General features: G+C 55.6%; 8 protein-coding genes. 5 read left to right on the top strand and 3 right to left on the bottom strand.

The window, feature by feature from the left end; translation table 11 throughout:
- Positions 1-3: 3 nt before the first annotated feature.
- Both Poly51_RS20640 and Poly51_RS20635 read left to right on the top strand, forming a co-directional pair.
- Positions 4-2,361 carry an ABC transporter substrate-binding protein gene (locus tag Poly51_RS20640; RefSeq protein ID WP_146459665.1) on the top strand — a complete coding sequence of 786 codons (2,358 nt, stop codon included), beginning with the start codon at positions 4-6 and terminating at the stop codon, positions 2,359-2,361.
- Positions 2,358-4,256 carry a hypothetical protein gene (locus Poly51_RS20635; protein ID WP_146459664.1) on the top strand — a complete coding sequence of 633 codons (1,899 nt, stop codon included), beginning with the start codon at positions 2,358-2,360 and terminating at the stop codon, positions 4,254-4,256. The genes Poly51_RS20640 and Poly51_RS20635 overlap by 4 nt, the downstream gene beginning before the upstream one ends.
- Before the next feature lie 33 nt (positions 4,257-4,289).
- Here Poly51_RS20635 and Poly51_RS20630 read toward each other — a convergent pair whose 3' ends face one another.
- Both Poly51_RS20630 and Poly51_RS20625 read right to left on the bottom strand, forming a co-directional pair.
- The gene (locus Poly51_RS20630) at positions 4,290-4,688 is read right to left on the bottom strand and encodes a cold shock domain-containing protein (RefSeq protein WP_146459663.1); all 399 of its coding nucleotides are present in this window, start codon (positions 4,686-4,688) and stop codon (positions 4,290-4,292) included.
- 49 nt (positions 4,689-4,737) lie between these two features.
- On the bottom strand, positions 4,738-5,418 hold the full coding sequence (locus Poly51_RS20625; protein WP_186775693.1) for a YqgE/AlgH family protein: 681 nt from the start codon (positions 5,416-5,418) through the stop codon (positions 4,738-4,740).
- A 139-nt stretch (positions 5,419-5,557) separates the two neighbouring features.
- On the opposite strand from Poly51_RS20625, the gene pdxH reads away from it, so the two are divergent.
- The 3 genes from pdxH (at position 5,558) to Poly51_RS20610 (ending at position 9,471) form a co-directional block, all read left to right on the top strand.
- Complete coding sequence (gene pdxH, locus Poly51_RS20620) at positions 5,558-6,202, top strand: pyridoxamine 5'-phosphate oxidase (protein ID WP_222435899.1); 645 nt, start codon at positions 5,558-5,560, stop codon at positions 6,200-6,202.
- Positions 6,203-6,285: 83 nt separating this feature from the next.
- Positions 6,286-7,821, top strand: a complete 1,536-nt coding sequence (locus Poly51_RS20615) for a sulfatase-like hydrolase/transferase (RefSeq protein WP_146459660.1) — start codon at positions 6,286-6,288, stop codon at positions 7,819-7,821.
- A 204-nt stretch (positions 7,822-8,025) separates the two neighbouring features.
- Positions 8,026-9,471: a sulfatase gene (locus tag Poly51_RS20610; protein ID WP_146459659.1), complete on the top strand. Its 1,446-nt coding sequence runs from the start codon at positions 8,026-8,028 to the stop codon at positions 9,469-9,471.
- Here the strand turns inward: Poly51_RS20610 and Poly51_RS20605 are convergent.
- Entirely contained in the window at positions 9,464-13,354 is a 3,891-nt protein-coding gene (locus Poly51_RS20605; protein ID WP_146459658.1) for an FtsK/SpoIIIE domain-containing protein, read from the bottom strand. The genes Poly51_RS20610 and Poly51_RS20605 overlap by 8 nt on opposite strands.

The following is a 13,354-nucleotide window of genomic DNA, read 5'->3' as shown; positions in this document are numbered from 1 at the left end:
GACATGACCCAAGCGAAACATTGGCATCGGTGGGTAGCCGCGTCCATCGTCATCATCGTCACGATTTTCGTGGCCAGCCAACCCGCATCCGCGCAACTGCAGCTCGATTACGCGGAAGTCGGTGTGCCGCCCGAACCGGGGCTTGAACTGTTGCAGTATGAGCCACACGACATCGTCTATTTCACGGCCGATTCGGGGGGCGGTTGGGCTCGCGTGCTGCTTCTCGATTTCCCCGGACGACGTCCGCCGTCAAAGCCGTCTGGAGATTTGCGTTTCACTGTTCTCGGGATCGAGGGCAAACCAATGACGGCCAAATGGTCAACGATCGAGAAGATCGACCTTTGGGAAGTGAAACTAGAAAGGGAAGCACGTGAGCGGATTGCCGCAGGCGATTTCGTGGGCGCGTATCCGTTTTTGTCGATATTGATACGCGATTTTCCGAACCAAAAGGGATTGCGAGAACTGCGAAGCAATTTCTTGTGGCAGGATGCGATTTCTCGTGCGAAACGTGGCGAGATCGCGCCGACCCTGGCAATGTTGGAAGAGTTGCGAAGGTATGCACCGGAGTTTCAAAGATCCGGCGTCGTCCGCGCACTCAGTGGGACCGCAGACCGATTGATGCAGGCGTTGGTCGATGCGGGACAGCTTGATTTGGCCCAGCAAATGTTGGCGCGTCTGGAAGTCGACTACCAAAATGAGCGGCTGGAAGCCGTTGCGAAATGGAAGAAGAGCTTTTGGGACATGGCGTCTGGCAAACGCGATGAGGCCATCAAGGCGATGGAGGCAAAGGATTTTCGCGAGGCAAGGCGAATTGCTCGCGAAGCACTTTATCTTGAACCCGAATTGCCAGGCGCAGCGGCATTAGTGCGCAAGATTCACGAACTCTATCCAATGGTCAACGTTGGCGTGCTGCAATCGGCAACGGTTCTGGAGCCGACGCGAATTGACAATTGGGCCGCTCGCCGCGCCGGGCGTTTGATGTACCGAACGCTTTTTGAGATTCAAGGCGCCGGTCCCGAAGGCGGCGAGTACGAATTCATCTTTGGCGACACCGAGATGAGCCCCGATCGGATGCACTTCGATTTGTTGATCGAGCCAGAGAAGATCAAGCCGCCACTCGACGGAATCCGTGGTCACTATTTGGCCGATGTGATGGCAAATCGCGCCATTCCCACCAGCCCCGAGTACTTTGCCCCGTGGGCCGCAGCAGTCAACTCGATTGAATTGGTCGGTCCGCAGCAGGTCGGTTTTAACCTTCGCCGTCCGCATGTTTTGCCAATCAGTTTGCTGCAAATTCCGGTCGACGGAAGCTGGTTCGGCGGGCAACCGGGATCGCCCACCGGCGACTATCAACCCGAAGCCATGAAGGACCAAGCCGAAGTCGTTCGATACGTTTTACGCGGTGCACCCAAGACGCCGACCCAGCCGCGTGAAATCGTCGAATCTCGCTTGCTTTCGGGAAGTGACGGCGTTGCGAAATTGTTGCAGGGTGAAGTCGACGTGCTCGATCAATTGTTTCCTGCCGATGCGATCCGTCTATCGAAAAGCAAGAAAGTAAAGGTCGTTAAGTATCCGCTGCCTACGGTTCACATGTTGGTTCCGTGTTCGGGTCATCCTTATTTGGCTGAGCGAACGTTTCGCCGTGCGTTGCTCTATGGCATCAACCGCGAAGACATTCTCAATGGCGAACTGCTGGAAAGTTTGCAGTCCGAAGGTTGTCGCGTATTGTCGGGACCGTTCCCCGCCGGGATCGAGATCAACGATCCGCTGGGATATGCGTACGATCAAAACATCACGCCACGCCCTTACGAACCGCCATTGGCGAAACTCCTGTTGGCGATGAATTTCAATCAAATGGAAGCATTCGCGTCGCGTAAGAAAGAAAAACCACCTGAGATGACGCCCATCCGATTGGCGTTCCCGGCCGACAATTTGTCGCGAGTCGCCTGCGAAGCGATTCGAAGCCAGTGGGAATTGTTGGACTTGAAGATTGAGCTCGTTGAGTTGCCTATCGGACACACGTTCCCAGGTCCCGATGAAGACATTGCCGACATCGTTTACGTGTCCGCAGCGGTTTGGGAACCGGTTATTGACGCGCGTCGCGTGCTTGGGCCCGAAGGGCTCGCCAAAAGTTCGGACCAACTGGTCGGTCTTGGGCTGCGTCGTCTAGAGGAAGCAAAGAACTGGCGCGAGGTGCGCGATCGGCTTCTCGATCTGCACGCTATCGCCCACCACGAGTTACCCGTTTTGCCGCTTTGGCAAATGGTTGATTCGTACGCATACCGACGCGAACTGGTTGGCGTGGGATCGGATATCGTGTCGCTGTATCAGAACGCGAGCAACTGGCGGTTGGGACAATGAGAAATTACTCGATTCATTTTTGGATGCTGGCTTCGGTCTTGATCCTGTCGCCGATGCTTCACGCCGCCGACGTGGACGCGGATTCAGTTGAATCCGTCCCTGCCGTTGTCGAGACGACCGAAACGTCGGCCGCGCCGAACGGCGGTTCGGCGTCGCAACAAGTGAAAAGCGAATCCGAAACGGCTGCTGCGGAAGTCGTGGAAGAGGCTTGGGATTTCTCGCCCTATCGGGTTTTGGTTTGGATCGTTGCCGATAGTGATCGCGTCAATGCGGCATCGGTGGATCACTCGTTGCGAGAGTATTTGGACCGCGATTACTCGTCTGTTTTTCGTGTTACTATCGAAGACGCGCCCGCGGCCGTTCGGGCCGCTGCGTTCCGTAACATGGTGAATATGGACTACGACGTTCTGACGTCGGCTGACCCTGTCTTGGCTGTTAAACGTGATCACAAGGACGCGGTGCGAATTCGTACCGCGGCCACCGTGGCGGAGTTCGTGCAAGCCGTGCATGGGACGCCTTCGGGAATTGCCGCGTTGATCAAACGGGCACAAGCAAAGGGTGACGCGACAGTTACGGGCGTGGCAAAACGTTTGAAGCCCGTCGACGGCGACGCACTGAGGGTCCAAAACATGTGGGCCGATGCCAGTACTGAGGCAATCCTGGTCAATCGTGGTATGGCCGTCATGTTGGACAAACCGGAAGCGAAGATCGTGACGCCACCGATCCAAGGATTGGTCAGTGAAGTGATTGAGCAGTACGACAAAATATTCATTGCGAGAATTGATGTGTCGTCCGTACCCGGCCAAGTTGATGTGGTTGAGATGGACACGTTGATGCGGTTCTTTGGTCCTGTCGCCGGCGTCCCGGTACCGGTCAATGAATCATTAGGCGAAGCGATCGGGCGTGGCGTCACCAAGGCCTTTGCACCAGTCGTCCGAATCGATGACGCCGGTCAAAAATCAGCCGTCGGTTTGTTGCGAGCAGCCGGTTTGATTGTCGACGAAGAGTCGCCGGCCTTGGTCGGTCCCGGCGACGTTCTGCAGCCAATGTCGCGAAAGAACGACAGAAACGGCGATCCGTTCATGATCGGTGCAATGGATTGGGCGTATCTTTTGGTTACCGAGTATGAAGATCGATCCGCCAAGATGGACTTCTACGCAGGCCGCGCCGGCGGATTGCAAGGGCGAAAGAACAAACGAACATTTCGCACCGCGCTCAAAGTGCGTCCCTTTGACGAAGGCACTTTGCTTCGTTTGCATGCCCAAGGCGACGTCGACTTTCCATTGATCGGATACGAAATCTACGAGAAAGAACTGAAGAGTACCGAGATGACGTTCGTTGGTCGGACCGACTGGGACGGTCGATTGAATATCGATAAGACCAAAGACCCATTGCGGTTAATGTATGTCAAGAATGGAGGTGCGGTGCTGGCGCGGTTGCCAATGGTCCCCGGACTGTATCAGAACGCAGTTGCCGATTTGCAAGGCGACGATTTGCGTTTGCAAGCAGAAGCTTACATTCGCGGTGTTCAGAACTCGATCATCGACTTGGTCGCCGTTCGCGAATTGTACAAAGCGAGAATTCGGATGCGGCTTCAGCGTGGTGAGATGAAAGAGGCCGAAGAATTGATGGAGGCGCTTCGTAATCAACCCAGCAACGAAGCGCTCGCGTCCGCGATGGGCAAGAAACAGGCCGTCTTTTTGAAACTGTTGGGCACTCGAAACGCAAATCAAAAACGCAAAGTCGACGAAATGTTCGTCACGACGCGTGAGTTGCTTTCCAAGCACATCAATCCCATCTTGGTCCGAGAATTAGAGCAAGATCTTTTGAAGGCGAAGAAGAACGGTGGCAAGTTGCCGGTTGAAAAACCAGAGACCGAGGAAGAAGAAAAGTAAACTCGTGCCCGGGCCGTAACTCGGTTCGGACGATCAATCGTCCTTCCGCCAGGTCGGGCGTTTTCGCTTCGCGTTGGGATGGTGCAGCACGATTTGAAACGTCGCGTCGCGTCCCGACAACTTGCGTCCGATCGGTCGATCGGTGGGGCGACAAGCTTTTGCACGAAGTTTCTTTTCTTCTTCAAACTTCGTGTCATCCAATTCAAACTCGACCCACATGCCAATTTCTGGGCGCAGGTTCACATCGCGGCCAAACTTTGTGGTTCGACCGTCCCAGACGTCTTTGTGGAAGAAGACGTCATCTCGATAGTCTTCGGCATCGATGAATCCGAACTTTCCGTCGGGTTGGATCTGAATGATCTTGCCCAAGCGGCGACGCTGGATTCGAAATTTCTTCTTCGGTGGGATGTCGTCTTCGTCGTGTCGTGCCACGAGTGGTTTCTCGGTGTGGAGTTGCCGGGTCGAAAATCAAACCCGACCATTAGTTTAGCTCCGAGGCCCCGATCACGTCAGGCGTGCCAATCCACCGAGCGACCGATCGCGACGTCGCGCGGCGGATCAGGCCAGGCCACATTTCGGGAGCCGATCCAAACACGGTTTCCACGGTGGCCGGCGCCAGATGCCAAACGCCGGCTTCGATCTCGGAAACGAACTGTTCGCGGTCCCATCGAAGGTGGCCGACAATTAGCCGACAATTCGTGGGTTCTTGATTGAGCAGACTTTCAAGATGTTGCTTTTGTGCGGCCAGATAGATTCCGGTTCCCGGTTCCGACTCGGCGAATTGGCTGTCCTGGTGGATGGCTACGACGGGGCCCGACAGAGGGCCGCCAAAATGAATCAAATTCAGATGCGGAAATCCGGCTGGCGAATCTTGGTTGATCAACCCTGGTTCTTGCGGCGGACCGCTGGGTGCTTCCGTCGGAATTCGGTTGGACGTCAATGACATTGCCGGCGGTTGGGGACCCAACAGGGCAGCCATCGCTTCTGGATTGGGCCGCAACGGTCGGTTCAGCATCACTCCGATCACTTGCTCATCATCCTGATGCACGATCAGGCAAACACCTCCGGCGTAGACGGAATCGTTGACCAACGACGACGCTACCAACAAATTTCCGATAAATGAGTTGTCAGCGAGGCCGGATTCAGCGAGCGTGTCTTTCATGGAATACCCAGTCGAGGAAACAAACATCTGCCAGGTTGGCAGTGTCGAAATCACGAACTACAAACGAGGCAAGCGGTGCGCCAAAGCGGGCCAAACAGAAGAAATGCTTCGTTAAAATGAAAATAAACGCGGGAAATTGATGTCTATTCACGAAATGCGCCAGACGTACACCAAAGCCGGCCTAGCAATCCAAGACGTCGATCAAGACCCGGTGGTTCAGTTCACTCGGTGGTTCGACGAAGCAAAAAACGCGGATCTACCCGACTGGATGGAGATCAACGCGATGACGCTTTCGACCACCGATGCGGTTGGGGGTGTGACGTCTCGCATCGTTTTGTTGAAAGCGGTTGAAGACCAAAATTTTGTTTTCTTCACCAACTATGAATCCACGAAGGGTCGCCAGATCGAAGCCGACCCTCGAGTTTCGCTTTGTTTCTTCTGGCCTCACTTGGAACGACAGGTTCGCATCGAAGGGATTGCCCAGAAGGTAAGCCGTGCGCGAACGGAGCGATACTTTCAATCGCGACCTCGCGATAGCCAGCTCGGTGCCAACGTAAGCAACCAGTCGGTGGAGGTTGTCGACGAAGACGCACTCGGCAAAACGTTGAGCGACCTTCGCGCTCAGTTCGGTGATGGTCCGATTCCTTGTCCGCCGCATTGGGGCGGATACGAAGTAGCGCCGCAGAAATTTGAGTTCTGGCAGGGGCGGCCAAGCCGCTTGCACGATCGAATTTGTTTTCGTCGTGACGGTGATGGATGGGCGATCGTGCGCTTAGCGCCCTGATCAACCATGGCTGGGACTCGGACGCTTTTTCCTCACACACTCTCCTTCAATCCTAGTTCGCCAAAGATTCACGACGCACCATCATGAAAACAACTGCCTTGAACTTCCGAACGGTCCTACTTGTCGGGATCGTCTTCATTTTCGCGACGCGTTTCGTCAGCGGGGAAAACCCTTCGTCGGCGAACCAACCCAATATCGTTTTGATATTTTGTGACGATTTGGGCTATGCGGATGTTGGTTTCAATGCGGCACTATTTGGTGTTGATACGGATGTCGTCACGCCCGCGATCGACAAGGTTGCCCGCGCGGGAACGATTTTTAAGCAGGCTTATGTTGCGCACCCATTCTGTGGCCCCAGTCGTATGGGATTGCTTTCTGGTCGCATGCCGCACTGTTATGGCGGACAGAAAAATCTTCCAGATGTTGCAAAAAACTTAGAGGACTACAACTCCAAAGGCATCCCCGAAAGTGAGACGTTGATTAGCAATGTGCTTCGGGATGCGGGTTACGCCACGGGGTGTATCGGAAAATGGCACATGGGGTCGTCGAAGCCATCGCATCCGAACACGCGTGGCTTCGACGAGTTCTTTGGTTTCGTGGGAGGCGGGCATATCTATTTCCCGTCGGTCACTGACAAAGTCGAGCCCAAGATCAACGACTATCAATACTTTTTAGAACGCAATGGCGAAACGTACCGGTCACCCGAAGACGCTTACCTAACGGACATGCTTTCGGATGAAGCGGTTCAATTTGTTTCGGCAAACGCGGCAAAACAAAAGCCATTCTTTCTCTATCTCGCTTACAACGCGCCGCACTCGCCATTGCAAGGCAAGACGGAAGATCTGCAACACTTGTATCCCGATCACAAACCTTTGGACCCGGGCAACGGCGTCGACTACCGTGACTACGACAAGCGACAAAACTATGTTGCGATGATGTACGCAGTGGATCGAGGTGTTGCGAAGCTTGTGGATGCGTTAAACGATCCGAACGCCGATTCAGACACCGTGGATTCGATCATGGACAACACTTTGATTGTTTTTCTAAGTGACAACGGTGGCAAGATTGCGCAGGGGGCCATCAATGCGCCCTTGCAAGACGACAAAGGGTCAGCGCACGAAGGCGGTATTCGCGTGCCGATGTTCATGCACTGGCCAACGAAGGTCCCCGCTGCGACCGTATTCGACCATCCGGTCCACGCCCTGGATCTTTATCCGACGTTCGCCGCGTTGTCGGGCGCATCCGTGCCGGCGGACAAGGTGCTGGACGGCAAGAATATCTGGTATGATTTTCTGGTCGGCAAAGATGCTCACGCGGATGACACCATGTATTGGCTGCGGCACCATGGCGGCGGGAATGAAGTCGCGATACGGCGAGGTAACTTGAAGGCTTACCGCAAAAATTTCGCGGTATGGAAAGTCTTTGACGTTACAGCAGATGTCGACGAGTCAGACAACATCGCATCGTCAAACAGGGAAACTCTCGATCGCATGATCAGTGACGGTTTGGAGTGGAGCAAAACGCTGCAAGATCCACAGTGGCACGATACTGATACCGGTCGGCAGAGTTGGATCGACAACAAGATGCCTCGCTACAGCGAGACTTTTCAGTCTCGTTAGCGATGCGGCACACATGGTTTGGCGTCATCGATTCGGGGCTGTATTCGGATTGCGAGGGTGCCGTATCCGGATTGCGAGGGTGACGAGTCGAACCGATCGAAGCAGTGGAGCGTGCGGTAGGATACATTGGGCGGTGTTTTGGAATGAATGATCCGAGACACGCCCCGTTGAATTTCGACCTGCCTGCTCTGGGAGCAAACCTTCATGTCTCGATTTTTCTTTCTTCTATTTGTCACGCTCGTCAGCATCAACGTTTGCGCCGCGGCGGATACCAAGAACGTGTTGTTCTTGATTTGCGATGATCTGAATTGTGACGTGGCTTGCTACGGTCACGAACAAGTTCAAACACCCAATATTGATCGCTTGGCAGCCCGTGGCGTGAAGTTCGATCGGGCCTATTGCCAGTATCCGCTTTGCGGTCCCAGTCGCGCGTCGTTCATGACGGGAATGTACCCGGACCAGAACTTGGTGAAACGCAACGCCATCTATATCCGGGAACATGTGCCCAACGTGGTAACCATGTCACAAATGTTCATCGACGCCGGGTACACGGCAACGCGAATTGGCAAGATCTTTCACTACAACGTTCCGTTACACATCGGTACGTCGGGCCATGACGATCCATATTCGTGGGACTACACGATTAACCCTCGCGGTCGCGATCGCAATGAACACGACAAGATTTTCAGCCTGGTGCCGGGCCGATTCGGTGGCACACTCAGCTGGTTGGCTGCGGACGGGGATGACAGCGAGCAGACCGATGCTATCGCCGCCGACGAAGCCGCCAAGGTGCTGAGTCAACATGCCAAAGAGAAGACGCCGTTCTTTCTGGCCGTCGGCATGTACCGACCGCACACACCGTATGTTGCGCCGAAAAAATACTTTGAAAAGTATCCCGTCGATTCGATCAAAATCCCCAACGTTCCCGCCGGCTATCTCAAAACATTGCCGCTGCCAGCCCAAAAAACTTTGAAGGTGAAGAAGGATCAGATCAATCTTGCTCCGGAACTCGCCCGTCAAGCCATCCAGGCCTACTATGCGTCAATCACTTTCGCGGATGCCCAGGTAGGTCGAGTCCTTGATGCACTTCAGGAATCCGGCTTGGCCGATAGCACCATCGTCGTGTTTACGTCGGACCATGGCTATCACATGGGTGAACATGGTTACTACCAAAAGCAGACACTATTCGAAAATGCGACTCGCGTTCCTTTGGTAATCGCGGGCCCAGGGATCGCGTCGGGGAAAACGTCGGCGTCGATGGCTGAAATGGTTGACTTTTATCCCACGCTTGCGGAACTTGCCGGATTGAAAGCTCCGTCGACCGTTTCAGGTATCAGCTTGGTTGAAACGCTTGCGGATCCGACGATCGCGACACGGACTTCCGCGTTGTCGCAGCTCAATAGCGGGTATTCGCTGAGGACGGCGGATTTTCGGTTCACTCAATGGGGCGACAACGGCGACGAAGGTCGCGAGCTGTATGACCTAAAACAGGATCCCGCCGAGATGAATAACGTCGCCGAGGACGATCGGTACGCACCCATTGTCGCCGAGTTGACGCAGCAGTTGGCGTCACGCGTCGCGGCGGCTCAAAAGAAGCCGGCCGGACTGTTGCAAATCAGTTTTGAGAATCGGCGTCGTGTCCCTAAGTAGACTCACGCCACGTTTTCACTTCGGTCGCGTCAGGAAGATCGCATTGGCGAAACTTCGTGATGCGGCCATCGGAATCATCGTAGACTAGCATCGTTGCCGCCGACAATTCGGATGCGATGGGCGAGTCGATCAAGAGCGACGAGTCCGACGGATTCATTGGTCCAAGGATTCGGAGTTCCAAATCATGTTGGCTGCCACGGGGCAGCCAGCGGGATAGCGTTTCTGCGGAACCGCAAACCAAAACCACGAACATGCCGACCGCCGGCCCGTCTCGCAAGAGTCGCTGTAGGCCCGCAGGGCCGCCGCCGTCACTTGCCGCCGAATCGAGCGAGAAGTTGAACGATTCGTCTTGCCGCAGATCACGGAATCGTTCCAACGGATCGATGATCACGACGATCGGTGACGAGTCGGTCGATTCCTCGTCGCGTGAATCGAGCACGCTGCACAGCCGCACTATCTCTGCATCACTCTCGCGAGCCTTGATGGCGGTGACGGCGACGCCCGCATCATTGAGCCAGGGCGTCAACGATTCGCCTTCGTCGACACGTGTTCCGTCAAAGTAGATCAGTTCGACATCGGGACGCATCTTTGCGAAGCCCGACAGGGTCGCTGTCAAGATTGCCGCGCGGGAATCCGGTGGGGCGATCAGCAACAAATTGCGACCTGTATTCCGTGACAATGCGACGGCGACCGGCGGCCCGATTTCCACCGATTCGCCAAGCAATCCGCCGATCGAACCGTTCGGAACACTCTTCAGGGCGGCGTTGGCCAGGATCGGCGTCCAGCGGCATGGGCGGTTGCCCTCGAACACGACAGCAGGCGGCATTTCAGATCCGTACGCTTGGTCTCGCGCCGTGATCGCGCTAAGCATTTCGCGGTGTCGTTGGGGCGAGAGCCACGCGACTTGAAACGGTTGGTTGCCTTCGACCAAACCACCGGCGTCGTTATAGATCGCTTCGCCAGGGCGACTGATCAAACGAGCGGCGGTGTTGTCGTCCGCCAAAATCAATGCGGCGTCCGATTCGCTGCATTGCATCGCAATGCGGACGGCCATTTGGCCAAGCGTCGCGCGTGGCAACGAATATGCGCCGGCGAGCGATTGGCTGCTTAGCACGACGTGGATACCGAACGACCGACCCTGTCGAACCAATCGATCCAACAGCATGGCACAGTCACCAGCGATCCTGTCGTCACGCACGAACAGTTCCTGAAACTCGTCGATCACCAGCATCAATCGCGGCATCGGTTTACCGGTTGCGCTTCGATAATTGCCAAGCTCTTGAACGCCGGCGGCACGGAACGCTTCGCCTCGTTGTTGCAGTTCGACGTCCAGTCGTTGTAGCACGCTGCGTCCGAATTCGCGTTCGCTTTCGATTCCGATCACACGAGCGTGCGGTAGACCGATATCGGCATAAGGTTTGAACTCGACGCCCTTTTTGAAGTCCAAAAGGTAGAACTGCAATTCGTCGGGACGATAGCGATAGGCGGCGGATGTGATGATCGAATGCAGCAGCGTGCTTTTTCCCGATCCCGTTTTGCCGGCGATCAGCACATGTTGTCGTACGCCTTCGCCCAGTTCCATTTGCATGGCACGGTTGGCACCTTGGCTGCCGACGGCGATCGCGATCTCGTCCGAGGTCGATCCTTTGGCCTCGACGATACCTGCTAACACCGAGTCAAGCGGGATTTCGACACGTGATGCAGCGACCGCAGCTGAACCGAGTTTCGCGACAAGTTCTGGGCGGATCGATGTTGGTGGCACCGATGCCGGGGTGAAGGGAAGGTCCTCGAGTCCCGGTTGCAACAGAGTCCAAGCACCATCTTCATCGACCCGCAGCGACATCACTTTGTTGCCCGAAGGGGCCGGCATGTCGGCGGGCCATGGGGTGTCGTCGTCGCAAACCAGAACCGTAAAGATTCCGCAACGCAGTCCACTTTCGACGATCGCGCGCAGGTGGCCGTATCCCTCGCGAGTCAGTCCGTTGGGAAATCCAACCGCGGCGACCGCGCGATAGGGTTCGGCCATCGAACCGGCCAATTCGTTGTAGTCTTCGATCCGCTCGAAACGATCGCGCAAGCTGGACTGCAAGACATCTTCGATGTGATGCCCAAGTTCGGCCAAACGAGCTTCGATCTTTTGGTCGGTCGTCCACACGCGATGGCTGACGATCGCCGGATCGTGGTCAACCAATGCCATGAAGCTGGTGAAGTGTTGGCCGCGACCCACCGGATCGATCAACGTCAACTTGGCTCGCGCCGGCGGTGCCGTACAGAGCAATCGCCACAATACTTGGTGGGCAACGTCGATCGCCGAATTCATCGACGCCGGCGACGAATGAATCACCAAGCACGAATGCAAACGGCGGTGCAGTGCGATCGGCATCCGTGACGGAATCTTGATATCCGCCAACAGATCCGGTTTCGTTTCATCGACGGGGGCGCTGGACAGCAAGCTTCGCAAGTGACCCTCGACGGCTAGCGAACCAATCGGCACAAAATCGACGACCGGTCGATCGGGCGTGAAGGAGGAATTGAGAATCTCGTCCCACGCCGGAGACTGGGATTGCACTTTCTCGTCCGTCTTTGCAATCCGCGACATTCCGCGGCTGACACCGTCCTTCAACCGATTCGCCAAACGCTGCATCTCGGCGTAACGCTTGGCGGCGTTGACGTCACGATCCCGCTGGATCATTTGGTCTGTCGACGCGATGTGTTGCGTGATCGATTGGGCGACGGATTCCGCTTTGGCTCGCATTGTCGTGCCAACGGTTGTGTAGCTTTCTGAGTACTGGTTGTCGGCTTTTTCGATCGACAAGACCAATTGTTGGCGGAGTTCGTTTTGTTCGTCAGCGAGGCGTTGATCAAGCGTTGCCATTTGTTCTTCTTTCCAGCGTTGGGCAGATAGCAAATGGGCGTCACGCCGGCTGATCAAGTCATTCGCAGCATTCGACGCGGTCTGTGTCGCAATCTTGCGGCCGGTCGCCGCGCATTCTTCGGCCGCCTGTCCAAGTCGTTCGGCGCGAGGGTAGAGCGTCCGCGTAGATTTTTTGAGTGGCCAAAGCAGAATCAGATACGTTGCGAACCCGATGATGCCGGCGGGTACAACACCCGCAGCCATCCACAAGTAGGGAGGGGACGGCGCAACAAAGAACGCGACGATCGCCCACAAGACGACGAAGATCGCGACGCCGACGGGCAAGTAAAACTTGTCCACGATTTTCGATGCCGCACCAGTCTGCATTTCTTCGACGACTTTGGAAGACTGCCGCGTCAATTGCAAAATCGTGTCGATCGTGTGCGTAACCGATTCGGGCGGTGCCGCACGCATGTCTTCGTCGGGGTCATCCGTGGGAAGCACTTCCGGCAATCGATCCAACCGCCGGATGGTCAACTCGCGTGCCCATTCCAAGTTCTGGTGTATCGACGCTAACGAGTCGTCGATCTTCTTGATCTCCTTGCGTTTGATTAGGCCAGGTTGGTTCTTGCGATTCTCGTATTGCTGTAGCACCGCCTGGTGTCGCGCGTCCACTTTGCGCTGAATCGCTTTGGTTGCTTCCGTTTTCTTACGGCGAAAAACGACAGCCAACCGATTCAGTTCCATGCGGTGGGTGACCGCTTTGGTTTCGTAGGCATGTGTCAGGTCTTCTTCAGCGCGATCCCACTGGGTTAACATTTTGTGGCGTGTGACTCGACATTCGGCCATGGCGCCGTTGCGTCGGTCAGACAGTTCGGCATCTTCGGATGCTCGTTGCTGCGAGTGGGCGACCACAAGCGATTCTTGCTGCTCCAACGAACTTGCAATCCGCTCGGACAAACCTTCAAGCAATTGTTGCTGTCGACACACGTCAAAGAGGCCGGCCGGACCGACGGAATTATCTTTCAT

This window comes from Rubripirellula tenax (assembly GCF_007860125.1).
GTDB classification, from domain to species: Bacteria; Planctomycetota; Planctomycetia; order Pirellulales; family Pirellulaceae; genus Rubripirellula; species Rubripirellula tenax.
Note: the sequence above shows the minus strand (reverse complement) of the source record. Positions and strands in the feature narration are given on the sequence as shown.

Bases quoted from the DNA above. Each gene is read 5' to 3' on its own strand.
- Poly51_RS20640 (WP_146459665.1), top strand. From the start codon at position 4: ATGACCCAAGCGAAACATTGGCATCGGTGGGTAGCCGCGTCCATCGTC.
- Poly51_RS20635 (WP_146459664.1), top strand. From the start codon at position 2,358: ATGAGAAATTACTCGATTCATTTTTGGATGCTGGCTTCGGTCTTGATC.
- Poly51_RS20625 (WP_186775693.1), bottom strand. From the start codon at position 5,418: ATGAAAGACACGCTCGCTGAATCCGGCCTCGCTGACAACTCATTTATC.
- pdxH (WP_222435899.1), top strand. From the start codon at position 5,558: ATGTCTATTCACGAAATGCGCCAGACGTACACCAAAGCCGGCCTAGCA.
- Poly51_RS20615 (WP_146459660.1), top strand. From the start codon at position 6,286: ATGAAAACAACTGCCTTGAACTTCCGAACGGTCCTACTTGTCGGGATC.
- Poly51_RS20610 (WP_146459659.1), top strand. From the start codon at position 8,026: ATGTCTCGATTTTTCTTTCTTCTATTTGTCACGCTCGTCAGCATCAAC.
- Poly51_RS20605 (WP_146459658.1), bottom strand. From the start codon at position 13,354: ATGAAAGATAATTCCGTCGGTCCGGCCGGCCTCTTTGACGTGTGTCGA.